Below are 14,662 nucleotides of genomic sequence, written 5' to 3' on the forward strand. Positions count from 1 at the left end.
GCGCGATGACCGTTATGCGTCGTAGTCCTTGCTGACCTGCGCCATACCAGCTTCCATGATGTCGAACATTTCATCTATCTGCGACGGAGTTATGATCAGAGGGGGCGAGAACACGGCCATGTTTCCAAATGGTCGCAACAGGAGTCCCATCTCCTCGCACGCATCGTCCAGTTTCTGTCCAAACTTCACATGCGCTTCATAACTCTCGACGTTCAATTCAGGGCGACATTCTATGCACCCGAGGAGCCCGTCACCGCGCACATCCCCAACTATCGGAAACTTTTCCTTTATTTGATTTAGGCGGTCCTGGAAATGCGGTGTGACGCGTTGAACGTGTCCTAGGATGTCCTCGCGCTCCATGATTTCAATATTTTTAATGGCAGCCGCGCAGCTCACAGGGTGCCCGGAGTATGTGTAGCCGTTGTAGAAAACATCCTCTCCCGGTGCGTCTGAAATGCGTTTCACTACTGCGTCCGAGATTACGCAGGCACCTAGCGGCAGATAGCCCGAGGTTAAACCTTTTGCGCAGGTGATAATGTCAGGGACGATGCCAAAGACCTCTTCTGAGGCGAACCAATGGCCCAGCCTGCCAAAGCCGGTTACGACTTCATCCGAAATGTACAGAATGTCGTTTGCCCGGCAAATTTCGAGCGTGCGCTTGTGATAACCCGGAGGTGGAACGATCACGCCACCGGAACATAGGATCGGTTCCGCGATAAAGGCGGCAATACGGTTGGCGCCGACGTCAGCAATCAGGTTCTCAAGGTCCGCAACTTTGGCGTCGCACCAGGCATCAACACTCATGCCCTCTGGCCGGTGGTAGGGATTCACGTCGGGCAGAAAACGCACCAGATCCTGAGCTTTCTCAAAGCTCGTTTCGAAACGTTCTTTTCCAGTGACAGTCGCGGCGAGAAAGGTTGAGCCGTGGTAGCCTTTTTCCCGGCCGATCACGATCCTCTTCTCCGGTCGGCCAAGCCGTTTGTTCATGAAAAGTGCGGTCCGCAGTGCGGTGTCAACGGCCGTAGACCCACCGGTCGTGAAGTGCACCGTGTTCAGATCGCCTGGTGTACGTTCGGCGATCATTCGCGCCAAAACTGCCGCGGGTTCGGTCGTAAACGACCACGGCGACGCGTAGGGCATCTTCACAACCTGTTGGGAAATGGTATCAGCCATCTCTTGACGCCCATATCCGATCTGTGTGCACCACATTCCGCCAGGGCCATCGATATATCGCTTCCCGGCAGCATCCCAAAGGTAGATACCATCCGCTGTATTTACCCGCATGTACTCGTCAGACCCAAAGCCGTTGGTTCCGGCCCAAGGATGTAGGTGATGGTCGCGATCCCAAGCGACAAGGTCGCCGTCGGTTGGTGTATTACCCAGGGTGTTCACGTCTGCTTCTCCTTTAGGTGCGGGCCGGTGGCGTAGCTCGTGCGCGGGGCGGTGCGAAAAAGGCTTTGGTGACAGGAGTGAGGCGCGCCATCCTGGTGCGCCATTTGCCTTCTTGCAGAGTGTAAATCTCGGCCTTTAAGCCAGATGACCGGCCAGCATCCGGCATACGGACATGGGCCAACGCAATGCTGCGCTTGGCGGTCGGCGACCATATCCCGGATGTTATGTGCCCAACTTCTTTTTTGCGTCGATTGTAGATCAACGACCCTTCCGAGGGTTTGAATCCTTCGACATCGAAACGTAGGAGGAGGCTTCTTGGATTCTCTCGCTTGGACAGCAGCTCTCGCCGGCCATTGAAATGTCCTTTGTTGAAATCGACTAGCCGACCCAGACCAAGTTCGAAGGGTGTTTGGCCTCGGTGCAACCGTTCGGTCGCATGAACCGGTTGAAAATCCACACCTGCGGTCAGAAAACCGGCTTCGATGCGGGCCAAGTTTACAGCTTCGTATCCAATGGCGCGCAGTCCCTGATGTGTGCCGCCTTTCCAAATTCTGTCCCAAAGCGCTTCTGCCTTGTCCCAGTCGCACCAGAGCTCGTAACCTAAGTCACCAGTAAAACCCGTCCGCGAGATCATGAGACTGTGTTCAATTTGAGCGAGATCGAATGGCTTCAGCTTGCTGACATCTAAACCAGCGGCTTCCAAAACTGCATAAGAGGTCGGCCCTTGCAGCGAAAGTCCAGCAACACTGTGAGTTTCGTCGACGACTGAAACGTCAAAACCCCATGCAGCGTCGAGTAGCCATGTCAGCATTTGTTCCTGACAACAAAGGCGCCAATCGTTGTCGCCAAGATGGAAAAGAGTCCCGTCATCGATGATCATACCCTCTTCATCACACCAGACCGCGTACCCCACGCGACCAACGCTGATTTTTCGGACGTCCCGTGTCACGAGGCGATTGAGCATCGCGGTCGTGTCCGGCCCGGTCAATCGGTACTTGTGCATTGGTGAGATATCAAACAAAGAGGCCTGATTTCGCAGCGCGAAGTACTCGAACTCGACACTGTCCAGCACACCCGGGCCAGCATAACCGGCCCAATCGTACCAATTTTGTGCGCGATTTTGCTCTTCGAGTTTTTTGTGAAATGGCCCGGGTATCAAACCGAGTTTTGGATCGGTAAAGATGCTCATGGCAGAGCCTCCAGCGCCGCCAGGGCCGCATTGCGACCAGCGAGGCCCATGACGTCGCCACCGGGATGCGTTGCTGCACCGCATTGGAACAGCCCTTTCGGCCCCATGGAGTATCTGGACATCCCGTTCGTGGGCCGAAGTGTCAGGAGCTGGTCCAAAGACATTTCTGCATGGTGCCAGTGCCCGCCGGGCGCTCCGGTTGCGCTTTCGATTTTATCCGGTGTTATGACCTGCTTACCTGCAATTTGATCACCCAAGCCGGGCAGGGCGCGGCTAAGAGTTTCGACTGCAATTTCCGCAAGCTGTTCCTTTGCAGTCTCAGTCCAGCCGCCTTCAAGGTCAGATGGCGCATATTGCACTATGGTTGACAGCCAGCTTGCCCCGTCGGCTGTCTGCATTTTGAAAGCTTCAATCACAGGTGCTTTGGACATTTGACCATACTTAGCCGGATTGAACGCAGCTTCGACGTATTCCACAGAAGGAGCATAGATCAGACGTTCGTGTGCCAATTCGTCACTCAGGCTGGGCAGGGCGGAGCTATCCTTGAGCCGTAGATTGACCTTAGCCGTTGTTCCACGCGCCCGTATATTTCGCACTCGCCGCATCGTTTCGATGTCAAAGGCAGAGGGACCGGTCATTCGGCTTGTTAGTTTCGGGGCAAGGCTGCTGAGCACATTAGGCGCGGCAATGGTTCGTCCATCGGTGGTTTCCACTCCGGAGACTGCATCGTTGTCCAACAGAATGCGGGATACTTCAGTGTCCGGCATCAGCAGGCAACCTGCCTTTTGCGCAGCTTCCACCATCAAATCGGTTAACGCGCACATCCCGCCTGCTGGTTGAGTGATGGTCCCTCCGTGACCCAAACGATAGATCAGATTGAACACAGTGCCCGGAGATCTTGGACCAGTGGCTGTCCCCCAGATTGCATCAGCAGCAAGCATTCCAGCCACCGGTCCTTCCGACAGGTCATCTAGGATAATGTCGTGGACATTAGATAAGACGACCTGCAGGAAACGCCGCATTTCAGATTTGCCCAGCTTTTTCAGGTCTATGCCCAGTTTCGCCAGGCGCAAGAACTCGTTGAGCGCACCCCGGGAAAGGATGGCCTTTTGCCCCCCGGGAGGTGGAGCCTCGGCGAGTTGGCGCAAAAGGTCTCCATATGTAATCAGCTGGCGTGTCAGATCAGACCAGGCATCTGATTCCCGGTGTTTTGTCCCGTCGCTCCAATACACGCCGTCGTTCTTGAAGACGATGTGCCGCCCATCCTCAGACAGAGAGACCGTGGAGACGGGTTTGCTGGACAGGACAGGGTGTTGAATACCTATGCCGATGTCACCCAATGCCCGCGGGCTCAGGTTGTATAGCGAATGTGCAAGGGTCGGACCGCCGTCCACAGAATAAGACGCCATGCCGCCGAACCTGTCGGATTTCTCAATGATACAGACATTCTTGCCGCGTCGACCAAGGAGTGTTCCGGCAATCAGGCCGTTTACACCGCCGCCAACGACAATCGCATCAAATTGGCTCATGCGGCATACCCCTTCATTCGGCCATGCCGTGTTTCTTTTCTGAGAATAGCGCGGGCAGCGTTTGCACCTGGGGCCCCCATAACCCCTCCGCCGGGATGGGCGGACGACCCGCACAAATAAAGCCCCTTGATAGGTAAATTGTACTGCGACCAACCCGGGACGGGCCGATTGAAGAAAAGCTGATCAAAAGTCAGTTCGCCTTGGAAAATGTTGCCCTCTGTCAGACCGACCTCGCGCTCAATTTCCAATGGTGAGCGAACTTCCATATGAACAACGCGCTCGCGAATGTCGGGACACGCCACAGACATCTGGTCGAGTACAGTTTCTGCCATCGCGTTGCGCTGCTTTTCGTCCCAATTCTCGGCCGATTTAACGCCGTCGACTTCTAGGTCATAAGGCGCATATTGGACGAAAACCGTCATCATGTGGGCACCTGTCGGCGCCATAGTCGGATCAATCTGGCTAGGGATGAGCATGTCAATATAAGGCTTTTCCGACCAGCGCCCGACTTTCCAATCATCGTAGGCCTTTTCAAGTTCAAGGAGGCTCTGCGACACATGCAAATCACCCCTGAGGAAGCTGGTGTGCTCGGGTGCTGCAGGGAAATTTGGAAAGCGATCAAGTGCGATGTTGAGTTTCGCCGAAGATCCGCGAATTTTGAAGTTCCGCACCGCCTTGGTGAAGTCATCCGGCAACTCGGCCGCGTCAATATGGTGCAGAACAGTGCGTTTGATATCCATATTGGAGGCAACGACAGGGGCATAAAAAACCTTGCCGTCCTCGAGAGCTACACCTTCAACGCGTCCATCTTTGCTGAGGATTTTCTCAACCCCTGAACCTGTGTGAATCGTACCCCCGTGCTCTTTGAATGAGGCAGCAATCGCATTCGAAATCGCGCCCATCCCACCGCGCGCGAAACCCCAGGCACCGATGCCGCCATCAATGTCACCCATGTAGTGGTGCAGCAGAACGTAGGCTGTTCCGGGCGAATACACCCCGAGGCCGGTTCCGATAATACCTGAGCCTGCCAAATGGGCCTTAATCAGGTCGTTTTCGAAATGTTCATCCAAGAAGTCACCAATGGACATTGTCCAGAACTTCAGCGTTTCACCAAGCTCCCGACTGCCCAGACCATGTGCTTTTTTTACGAGGTATGCCAGTTCGCCGAAATCGCGCGGATGGAGAGAAGCGGGGTCCGGTGCGTCCCGAAGTAGAAAGGGACGGATAAAACGGCATTGCCGCATAATGGCTTGCGAATAGCGGCGATAGGCGTCGGCATCTTTTTCAGAATGACGTGCCATCTCACGCTTCAGTGCGTTGTGATCGGAATAGTAGGCGAAGTAATCCCCATCGCGTGTGAAGCTCGCGCCGCCTTCATACGGAATAACCTGAAGTCCGTATTTCGGAAGCTCGAGGTCCCTGGCAATCTCGCGCCGCAGAAGAGAGCAAACGTACGAGCAGTTGGAGTATGTCCAACCCTCGTGTAGCGACCGGCTGACTGCCGCGCCACCAATCCAGTCGTTCTTTTCGACCACCAAAACACGCATGCCAGCGCGCGCCAAATAGGCTGCGGCGGTTAATCCGTTGTGACCAGCGCCAGCCACAATCACATCGTATCTGTTATCAACTGTCAAATTGCTCCATCCCTTTCTCTTCCGTTTACAGATCGGGTGCGCGTTCGTAAAGTTTATTTGAGCGCTCAAATAAACTTCAAGCTATTGACGCATCTTTTTTGCGCGCTGTAGATGGCTGCATTCGTAGGAGGAGCGGCAATTGGTCGAAGTTGAGCGGAAACGTCCTCGCAAAGAGCGGAAGGAGAACGCAGATCGTCGTCGCCGGCAGCTGCTGGACGCGGCTTGCCGCTCTATATTGACGCACGGGTTGGCAAAAACGACGCTTGCAACGGTGGCGTCTGAGGCTGAGCTTTCTCAGGGTGTCGCGGCGTTTTACTTCAAGTCAAAACTAGGTCTTCTGACAGAAACATTGCGCGACCTTTACCAGCGTTACGAAAAGCACTGGACAGCTTCTTTAGAGCGAGCAGGGGACAAGCCCGCCGAAAAGATAAGGGCTTTGATAAAAGCTGACTTCCACCCGGATGCCTGTGGTCCCGATGTCTTGCCCCTTTGGTATGCATTTTGGGGCGAGCTTCGATTTCAGCTGCAGTATGACGAAGTTGCCGAGCATTTTGAGACACGTCGAAGAGAGACTTTGAGATTGATCTGGAATGAACTGCTCTCAGCAGACGACGCTATATCAGCAGATCAAATGGCTGAATGGATGGAGACATTAACGGATGGCTATTGGCAACGATTGCATCTAGCTCCGGAAGGCCTGAGCCGAAAGCAGGCGGAGCAAGCTGCCTGGGGATGCCTTGTTCGTTTGGTTCCAGAATTACTTGGAGATACGGCTTAGTCAATTTCGACTGAAAGGCCCCACAATATGACGCGAGTTCGGATATCGCAGCGGCCTCGGCCATCCTGGGGCGCCATCTTAAAAGAGGCGCGTTACCTTGCGCGGCTTGCCTTTCCGATAGTCATTTCTCTTGCTGCTGCTGCTTTGATTGGCGTCGTTGACACAGTGATGGTGGCCCCGTTGGGCACACTTCCTCTGGCGGCGGTCTCAATTACGGCCTCGGTGCTGATCATTTTCTATTCAGCGCTCTACGGCTTTGTGTCCGCAATTGGTGTGCGTATGGCCGAAGCTTTTGGGAAAACAAGTGACCAAGGGTTGGCAGCAGCAACAAACGCCGGGGTTTTTGTTTCCCTAGTCGTGGGGTCAGTTGGCGCTGTTGCAATGATCTGCCTTAAGCCTGCTCTTTCTTGGATTGGGCAGCCGCCTGAAGTGGTCAGTCTAATTGGCGGGTATTGGATTGCGATGAGCCTTCTTTTGGTGCCCTTCACGGTTTTCTACACGCTTAAGGCTCTCTTTGACGCCATGAACCGTCCGTGGATTGGGGTTGGTCTTGCGTTTCTTGCGGTCGGTTTCAACATCCCTTCAAACTATGTTTTGATCCACGGAGTTGGTGGCTGGCCAGGTCTGGGTCTTGTTGGCGCCGGGATTGCAAGTCTGTTGTCTCAGATAGTGCCGTTGATCATGGCGCTCGTGATCATACGAGTATGGAAAAGAAAGAGAGGCCTTCTGAGGGCCGCGAGTTTCGACAGATCCGAGGTCAAAGCGCAGCTCAAAGAAGGATTCATTATCTCCGTTGGTTATCTGGGGGAGGGGGCCGCTTACGCAGTTGCCGGCCTTATGCTTGGTTGGTTCAGCGCCGCTGCGCTCGCCGCGCATCAAATCGTTTCTGCGGTCAGCGACGTAGTTTACATGGTGCCCTTGGGCGTTTCGATTGCAATTTCGATACGTGTAGCTCAGGCCATTGGCGCCAATGAAAAAGAAAGGCTGAAGCCGATAGTATTGGCATCGCTGTTGGTCATCGTTAGTTGGATGGCCGTTGTCGTTACTGGTATTTTGATTGGCCGCGCTCCTTTGGCCAATAGCCTCTCAGATGATCCAAAAGTTGTTTCTCTCGCGATATCGATGTTCCTTGTGATTGCTGCAATGCAGATCGCAGATGGCGTGCAGGGGACAATGCTGGGCGCTTTTCGGGGCATGATGGACAATCACGTTCCTGTTGCGATTACCCTGATTGCATATTGGCTCTTTGCATTGCCGCTTGGATATGCGCTGGGCTTTTGGCTTGGGTTCGGTCCCAACGGAGTTTGGATCGGATACGGCTCAGGTCTCTCTTTGGCGGCTATCGCGTTGACCTATCGCTTCTTCTCCCAAAACCGCTAAGCGGCGCTGTTTGCTGGCCTTCTAAAGGCCCAACTTGTCTAAGAGTTTCAGGCGCAGGATTTCCGCTTCGACCAGAGTCTCTTTCGCAAAGGAGAAAGGCAGTGGTCTGAGGGGGGTGACCGGAAATTCCAACTCGTCTGATTTGGTTCCACTCGCCCATTTAGCGAGGACGCGCCCCATTGTAGTAGCTATAGCAACGCCGCGCCCATTATATCCCAAACCTGTCATAATCCCCGGTGTGAGCTCATGCAGATGTGGATAGTGATCTCTCGTCAATGCAACAAAGCCGCCCCACTCGTATTCCCACTGAACTCCAGATAACTGGGGGAAAAGTTCAACAGAAATGCGTTTCAACCGCTCAATTTGTTCGAGAGTGGAATTGTCGTTGTATGTGCCGCGTCCTCCCATCAGAAAGCGACCTTCCGCGTCTTGCCTGAAGTACAGAAGCAGGCGTCGTGCGTCCGACAAAGCGTTGCCTTCTGGCAGAATTGACTGGCGGACATTGTCGGACAGGGGCGCCGTAGCGACTTGGACCGAGCGAACGGGCAAAACGGATTTAGCCAAGCGCGGATGCAGATCTCCAGAATAGGCGTTCGTACAGATCAGCACTTTTTCTGAGATAACCGCTCCTTTGGGAGTTTCAATCCGAAAGCGACCGGCCTCTGACAAAATCTGCTTGGCAGGCGTTCCACCGAAAATTTGCACGCCATTGCGGCGACCTGCTTCGGCCAGCCCAAGTGCATAGTTTAACGGGTGCAAAACACCGCCGCGGCGATCCAGAACGCCGCCAAGGTAAGCTTCGGTCCCGGTCAGTCGCTGCATTTCGCTTTGATCAAGCGATACCATACCCCCGCCGTGGTTGTCCCAATCCTCGGCCAGTTTGTGTAGTTCACTGAGTGTTTTTTTACTATGCGCCGCGCGCAGCCAGCCAGGACGATTTGCGTCGCACTCAATCCCGTGCCGAGTTATTAAGTCAAACACAAGATCGGCGGCGTCACCGGCCATTCGGATCATTCTGGTTCCCCAGATGTCACCAAATTTGGTTTTGATGCCCGTCGGCCCGTCCTTTAGGCCTACATTGATTTGACCGCCATTACGTCCAGAAGCTCCCCAGCCCGGATGATGCGCATCGATGACAACAGCTTTGACGCCTTTCTCGGCCAGGTGAAGTGCTGCCGAAAGCCCGGTAAACCCGGCGCCAATCACGGTCACGTCAGAGTGCTGTTCGCCAACCAATTGTGGACATTCTGACGAATAGCCTGCTGTTGCTGACCACAGGCTATTTGCAATGACTGGGTTTTCGTTTCGGATCATCTAGTGGCCTCGCGCTTGCCTTGTGGGGGGAACTACGTAGGTTTGGCTCGTGATACTTGCCGGATAGTATGTGACGAATGCCCAGACTTTTGAACCAATTCGAATTGAAACCAACCGTCGAGCTCGATGCATTCGAGCAGGCGTGGAACGCGTTTGTCGAACACTTGATCAAGACGGACCTTGCCGCCGAGGGTGCGCCTTTGTGCAGGCGCATCCCCGCAAGTGGTTACGATACCGACGAGCTGCGCAACCATACGCTTATGGCTGTTGTAGAGTTCAGGGATCAATCGCAGGCAGACGCGGCTTGGGCCGCCATTGAAGGCCGCGTTGAGCCTTTGGGGGCTTTGCATCGTAGAGTTATTTCTTTGGTGCACGATCCGGTTTTCACTTTTTGGTCGGAACTCTAGATCTGCGATTGCGTACGTCCGGATGTTTTCACATCATTTTCTCTTTTCCATTGAATGATCGTTCAATCAATGGCATCTATCGCTTAGATGTCAATCGTCCACACGCTGAGTGAGAACGGCTGTTGGGGGCAGGCAAGACAAAAGAAGTGCTTAGTAGATGGGATGCATTTTGGTGAGACAATCGCCAATCGAAAAAACAAACCCTGAGGGACGGCGTCGTACCGAGTCCAAGGAGGTAAGGAGACAACAACTCATCGATGCGACAATCGACTCGATTGCCGAAAACGGGATTGGTGGAACGACCATGTCCACAGTGACCGAGATTGCAGGTTTGTCATTGGGCATCGTCAACTTCCACTTCAAAAGTAAGCAGAACTTGCTGGAAGAAACGTTGCTGTTTCTAGCAAAGGAACACCACGAACAGTGGTTGGAAGCCTTTGACAATGCAGGATTGTCAGCGCCTGAAAAATTGTTGGCGATCGTCGATGCGCACTTTTACCCTCAGATTTGCACGCCAAAAAAGCTAGCTGTTTGGTTTGCGTTTTTTGGAGAGGCAGGACGGCGCGAAGTCTATCGCAGTCTGATCAATGACATCGATCAGGAGCGGTACGACGTAGCACTGAGACTGTGTTCAGAGATTGCTGAAGACGGTGGATACAAGGACATACCGCCAAGGCAAGTCGTCAATATTCTGGAATCTCTGTACGACGGAATCTGGTTGGAGCTTTTGACCTATCCCGAGAACTTTCAACGTTCGGTTGCCCGGGATCACATTGCCGCCTTTCTTGCCAAGGTCTACCCAGATCACTTTCGAATGCCCGCGTTCAAAAACGGTGGTTGAAACAGAGCGGCTTTCAAACCGGACACTCCAGACAAGATCAGCCAGCGCATGGCGCAGCCAACCAAGGATCAAAAAATGGATAGGGACCCTCGCTACGATATCCTTTTCGAACCGGTTCAAATCGGGCCAGTTACTGCGCCAAATCGGTTCTATCAGGTGCCGCACTGTACAGGTATGGGTTGGCAATATCCGCGTACTCTTGCTGCAATGCGAAAAGTGAAGGCGCAAGGGGGGTGGGGCGTCATATGCACAGAGTATAACTCGATCCACCCGTCGTCTGATGACCTACCGCATCCTTATGCTTCGCTTTGGGATGAAAGTGATGTTCGGGCGCACACCCTTATGACCGATGCCGTACACGAATACGGTAGCCTGGCAGGTGCTGAGCTTTGGTACGGAGGCGCCAACTCGAACAACTTGTTTTCCCGGTTGCCGAGCATGGACGTCGACAGCCGTCCCAATACGAAAGGGCACCCTTTTCAGACCCGTGCAATGGACAAGCAGGACATCCGGGATCTACGCCGCTGGCATCGAAAGGCCGCATTGAGGGCACGGGACGCTGGATTTGACGTTGTCTATGTCTATGCAACGCACGGATACCTGATCTCGAATTTTTTGCATCCGCGCGTGAATACGCGCGGTGACGAATATGGTGGCAACTTAGAAAATAGGGTGCGTCTCACCCGAGAATTGATTCAGGAAACCAAGGACGCCGTTGGCGACCGGTGCGCCGTGGCCGTTCGGTTCTCGGCTGACGAAGAGATCGGCGAGGATGGCCAGCCAATCTATGGTGAGCGACGAGAGATGTTTGAGATGCTCTCCGATCTTCCGGATTTGTGGGATATCAACATCGCAGATTACTCGGTTGAGATGGGTGTCTCCCGTTTTACTAAAGAAGCTGCTCTTGAACCCTATATGCATTGGGTCAAGTCCGTGACGGATAAGCCCGTCGTGACCGTTGGTCGCTTCACGTCACCTGATACCATGGTCTCGCAAGTCAGGCGGGGGATTACGGATTTCATTGGGGCTGCACGCCCCTCAATCGCTGATCCTTACCTTCCAAAGAAGATCGAAGAAGGACGCTTGTCCGCGATCCGCGAGTGTATCGGATGCAATGTTTGTTACGCCAGTGACTCGATAGGGGTACCTATTCGATGCACTCAGAACCCAACAATGGGAGAGGAGTGGCGCAAAGGCTGGCACCCTGAAATCATTCGTAAGAAATCCTCAGATGCGCGCGTCTTGATTGTCGGGGCAGGCGCTGCCGGACTGGAAGCGGCACGGGCACTTGGCGTGCGTGGGTATGATGTCCAATTGGCGGAAGCTACTCGTGAGTTGGGTGGCAGGGTCTCGCGCGAAGCGGCTCTGCCTGGAATGAGCGAGTACATTCGCGTCAAAGATTATCGCGAGCAGCAATTGATGGAGATGCCCAACGTTGAAATCTACCGTGAAAGCCCGCTGACAGTTGACGATATCTTGGCCGTCGATGCTGACCACGTTGCGATCGCAACCGGCGCGACTTGGCGAAAAGAGCATTTTGACGAAGAACGTTTCGCCCCGGTCGCAAAAGGGTCAGCCTTAGGTCGGGTCTTTACTCCCGATGACATCATGGATGGGAATCTTCCCATTGGACCAACGCTCGTTTTTGATGGTGATGGCTACTACATGGCCAGTGTTGTTGCTGAAAAAATCAGAACGCAGGGACATGCCGTCACGCTGGTCACACCGTTTGACAGTGTTTCTGACTGGGCAAGAAATACGTCCGAACGTTGGCGCATCAGAAGGCATTTGCTTCGCTTAGGGGTCGAGGTCCTGCCGTCAAAGTCGCTTAAGCAATTTGATGGCGAAATCGCAGAGTTGGAGTGCGCCTATGGCGGTCCAAATGTGAATGTTCCGGTTGCCAACATAGTGATGGTTACTGCTCGGAAGCCAAATGATGGTCTCTACAGGGGATTACTGGGGCGGGCGAGTTCCGAGGATTTGCCGTTCAGCCTTCGTCGCATAGGAGATTGCGACGCTCCGGCGATAATTGCGGCGGCGGTTTATTCAGGCCATCGATACGCGCAGGAATTGGACGAAGCAGTGGATGAGGACATTCCACTTAGACATGATCGTCTGGATGTCCGGCAGCAGCCGATTTGACTGCGCTGGACGATCTCGGTTGTACGCACTCAAGGGAACGCAGGAGAAATCACCCATGCCGGAAGGCTTAATCATCCGTCCGCTTGAATTGAAAGACAACGAAGAGTGGCGGCGCTTATGGACGGCATACTTGGATTTCTACGAGACCTCTGTCTCAGAAGAAGTCTACGAGGTTTCGTTCAACAGATTGTTGTCAACAGATGCAGGTGAATACAATTGCCTCATCGCTGAGTTAGAAGGGAAACCGGTTGGACTAGCGCACTACCTTTACCATAGGTTCATGTGGTCGGTGGAGGATACCTGTTATTTGATGGATCTCTTCGCTGATCAGCAGGTTAGAGGAAAAGGTGTTGGTCGAGCTCTAATCGAAACTGTCTTCCAGATCGCCAAGCAGGACGGTGTTCCGACCACCTACTGGACAACTCAAGAATTTAATTATCCCGGTCGAGTTCTGTACGACAAAGTCGCTAAGAGAACGCCATTTATAGTTTATGAAAAAGATGAATAATTGGTAGCGACTTGCCAGAAAAACTCGTCTTAGCGCTGGTCTTGTCAGAAGAACTTGTCTTGAGGCAGGCAGGACGGTTGCGTAGCTTTTGCCCATGACCAAACCTGCCTCTTTCAAGTACTTCAAAACCAGTTACATCTCTGGTGAGCTTGCAGACTGGCTGGAAGATCAACAAATGGATCATATCCGAGGTGCGCCATATCACCCACAGACCCAAGGCAAGATCGAGCGCTGGCATCAAACTCTCAAGAACCGCATCTTATCGCAAAACTATTATCTGCCCGGCGACCTCCAACAACAGATCGACGCCTTCGTCGAGCATTACAATCACCGTCGCTACCACGAAAGCCTACAAAACCTCACGCCGGCTGATGTCTACTTCGGGCGCGGGCAGACCATTCTGAAACAACGCGAAAGGATCAAACGGAAGACAATCGAAACAAGGCGCTTGCTTCACCGAAAATCCGCCGCATAATCGGAAAAACCAGATGGGCCAGATCCTCTCTTAGCTATGGCCGCCTTCTGTACCAAAACCCCTGACGACGGACACTGGCAACATTCGTCTGCTCTCAATCAAAATAAAGGCAATTCATATGGACTTGACTGTACTCATGAAAGACCTGCAGCAACGACGCGACGAGTTGAAACTGCAACTGCACCTTGCGTCGAAAGAAGCTGAGGATGAATGGACAGAGCTTCAGGCCGAATGGGACAAGTTTCTTACAAAAGCCGAGTTCGAAAAGTCCGCTGAGGAAGTTGGAGAAGCGGCACGCGATCTCGGCCTCAAAATGAAGGCCGCGTATGACAAGATGAAAAAGGCAACCTGATCAAGCAGGCTATTGGGTGATTCAGTGCGGCCTCAAACCCGGCTGCCAGCCCGCCAGAAGTTTCATAACTTTGGGCCCAACAATAATGCGATGGGTCTCGCAGAAGGATCCGCGGCCGAACCAAAGGAGACCGAACGTTGAACCTGGTCGCAATTCTCATGAAAGATGTTGAAGCGGCGCGCTCCGCGCGTGGCAAAATTGCGGGATTAACCAGAAAGGCGCTTGTTCAGTTAGAAGACGCGGTTGTCGTCTACACTGAAGATGGCGAAATCAAACTTGATCAGACCGTCAACATGACGAAATTCGGGGCTCTGGGCGGTCTTTGGGTCGGTGTGGTTATCGGTGGCGCTATTGGTCTGATGAGCGGGAATCCAGCGCTATTGGCTGCAAGCGGTGTGTTTGGGTCACTCACAGGTGCCGTTGGAGGATCGGTCGCTGATCGTGGCATTCCGGATGATTTTATGAAGAAAACAGCACGATCATTGGAAGATGGTCGTGCCATACTTTTCCTATTGGGTGGAACCGAGAACCCAGAAATGGTTCTTGAAAAGCTGTCTGCTTTTGAGGGTGAGGTGCTGATATCGGATTTCTCTGACGATGTCGTGCAACAGATCAACGATGCTCTTAAGTCAGTATAATCCGCAGGTGTGTTCATCAAAACGATGATCGTTTAGCCATCATACAACGACACCACGGCTGCAGGAAAAAGCTCTTGCCAGTA

At 53.4% G+C, this 14,662-nt stretch carries 13 protein-coding genes and 1 pseudogene; 9 read left to right on the forward strand and 5 right to left on the reverse strand.

All coding sequences use genetic code 11. The annotated features are described in order from the left end of the window. Window positions 1-12: 12 nt before the first annotated feature. The 4 genes from GS630_RS13580 to GS630_RS13595 are packed head-to-tail and all read right to left on the reverse strand — an operon-like array spanning window position 13 to window position 5,744. A complete protein-coding gene (locus GS630_RS13580) occupies window positions 13-1,392 on the reverse strand; it encodes an aminotransferase (RefSeq protein WP_170352669.1) in 1,380 nt (459 codons plus the stop codon). 13 nt (window positions 1,393-1,405) lie between these two features. Continuing rightward, a complete protein-coding gene (locus tag GS630_RS13585; RefSeq protein ID WP_170352670.1) occupies window positions 1,406-2,581 on the reverse strand; it encodes an aminomethyltransferase family protein in 1,176 nt (391 codons plus the stop codon). Continuing rightward, entirely contained in the window at window positions 2,578-4,110 is a 1,533-nt protein-coding gene (locus tag GS630_RS13590; protein ID WP_170352671.1) for an NAD(P)/FAD-dependent oxidoreductase, read from the reverse strand. Before GS630_RS13590 ends, GS630_RS13585 begins: the two co-directional genes overlap by 4 nt. Beyond that, window positions 4,107-5,744 carry an NAD(P)/FAD-dependent oxidoreductase gene (locus GS630_RS13595; protein WP_171620717.1) on the reverse strand — a complete coding sequence of 546 codons (1,638 nt, stop codon included), beginning with the start codon at window positions 5,742-5,744 and terminating at the stop codon, window positions 4,107-4,109. The genes GS630_RS13590 and GS630_RS13595 overlap by 4 nt, the downstream gene beginning before the upstream one ends. A gap of 139 nt (window positions 5,745-5,883) precedes the next feature. Between GS630_RS13595 and GS630_RS13600 the strand changes: the two genes are divergently transcribed. Together GS630_RS13600 and GS630_RS13605 are read left to right on the forward strand one after the other, a co-directional pair. After that, a complete protein-coding gene (locus tag GS630_RS13600) occupies window positions 5,884-6,522 on the forward strand; it encodes a TetR family transcriptional regulator C-terminal domain-containing protein (RefSeq protein WP_170352673.1) in 639 nt (212 codons plus the stop codon). 27 nt (window positions 6,523-6,549) lie between these two features. Beyond that, window positions 6,550-7,902 (forward strand): MATE family efflux transporter, encoded by a 1,353-nt coding sequence (locus tag GS630_RS13605; RefSeq protein WP_170352674.1) that lies wholly within the window; start codon window positions 6,550-6,552, stop codon window positions 7,900-7,902. Between the two features lie 21 nt (window positions 7,903-7,923). Here GS630_RS13605 and GS630_RS13610 read toward each other — a convergent pair whose 3' ends face one another. Then, a complete protein-coding gene (locus GS630_RS13610) occupies window positions 7,924-9,216 on the reverse strand; it encodes an FAD-binding oxidoreductase (RefSeq protein WP_170352675.1) in 1,293 nt (430 codons plus the stop codon). A 77-nt stretch (window positions 9,217-9,293) separates the two neighbouring features. Between GS630_RS13610 and GS630_RS13615 the strand changes: the two genes are divergently transcribed. The 7 genes and pseudogenes from GS630_RS13615 to GS630_RS13645 all read left to right on the forward strand — a co-directional run bounded on the left by GS630_RS13615 (window position 9,294) and on the right by GS630_RS13645 (window position 14,579). Continuing rightward, window positions 9,294-9,623, forward strand: a complete 330-nt coding sequence (locus tag GS630_RS13615; RefSeq protein ID WP_170352676.1) for a DUF6614 family protein — start codon at window positions 9,294-9,296, stop codon at window positions 9,621-9,623. Between the two features lie 172 nt (window positions 9,624-9,795). Then, complete coding sequence (locus tag GS630_RS13620; RefSeq protein WP_371809131.1) at window positions 9,796-10,464, forward strand: TetR/AcrR family transcriptional regulator; 669 nt, start codon at window positions 9,796-9,798, stop codon at window positions 10,462-10,464. 75 nt (window positions 10,465-10,539) lie between these two features. Next, window positions 10,540-12,606, forward strand: coding sequence for an FAD-dependent oxidoreductase (locus GS630_RS13625; RefSeq protein ID WP_170352678.1), 2,067 nt, complete (start codon window positions 10,540-10,542; stop codon window positions 12,604-12,606). 55 nt (window positions 12,607-12,661) lie between these two features. Continuing rightward, on the forward strand, window positions 12,662-13,114 hold the full coding sequence (locus GS630_RS13630) for a GNAT family N-acetyltransferase (RefSeq protein WP_170353132.1): 453 nt from the start codon (window positions 12,662-12,664) through the stop codon (window positions 13,112-13,114). A gap of 130 nt (window positions 13,115-13,244) precedes the next feature. Further along, window positions 13,245-13,589: pseudogene (locus tag GS630_RS13635) on the forward strand (integrase core domain-containing protein); the annotation flags it as partial. 118 nt (window positions 13,590-13,707) lie between these two features. Continuing rightward, the gene (locus GS630_RS13640; protein WP_170567908.1) at window positions 13,708-13,941 is read left to right on the forward strand and encodes a hypothetical protein; all 234 of its coding nucleotides are present in this window, start codon (window positions 13,708-13,710) and stop codon (window positions 13,939-13,941) included. A gap of 137 nt (window positions 13,942-14,078) precedes the next feature. Beyond that, entirely contained in the window at window positions 14,079-14,579 is a 501-nt protein-coding gene (locus GS630_RS13645) for a DUF1269 domain-containing protein (RefSeq protein ID WP_170422174.1), read from the forward strand. Window positions 14,580-14,662 lie beyond the last annotated feature (83 nt).

It is taken from the genome of Ruegeria sp. HKCCD7303 (assembly GCF_013111185.1).
Taxonomy (GTDB): Bacteria; Pseudomonadota; Alphaproteobacteria; order Rhodobacterales; family Rhodobacteraceae; genus Ruegeria.

Excerpts from the sequence above, each read along its gene's own strand:
- GS630_RS13585 (WP_170352670.1), bottom strand. The coding sequence starts at position 2,581 with ATGAGCATCTTTACCGATCCAAAACTCGGTTTGATACCCGGGCCATTT.
- GS630_RS13590 (WP_170352671.1), bottom strand. The coding sequence starts at position 4,110 with ATGAGCCAATTTGATGCGATTGTCGTTGGCGGCGGTGTAAACGGCCTG.
- GS630_RS13605 (WP_170352674.1), top strand. The coding sequence starts at position 6,550 with ATGACGCGAGTTCGGATATCGCAGCGGCCTCGGCCATCCTGGGGCGCC.
- GS630_RS13610 (WP_170352675.1), bottom strand. The coding sequence starts at position 9,216 with ATGATCCGAAACGAAAACCCAGTCATTGCAAATAGCCTGTGGTCAGCA.
- GS630_RS13615 (WP_170352676.1), top strand. The coding sequence starts at position 9,294 with ATGCCCAGACTTTTGAACCAATTCGAATTGAAACCAACCGTCGAGCTC.
- GS630_RS13625 (WP_170352678.1), top strand. The coding sequence starts at position 10,540 with ATGGATAGGGACCCTCGCTACGATATCCTTTTCGAACCGGTTCAAATC.
- GS630_RS13630 (WP_170353132.1), top strand. The coding sequence starts at position 12,662 with ATGCCGGAAGGCTTAATCATCCGTCCGCTTGAATTGAAAGACAACGAA.
- GS630_RS13640 (WP_170567908.1), top strand. The coding sequence starts at position 13,708 with ATGGACTTGACTGTACTCATGAAAGACCTGCAGCAACGACGCGACGAG.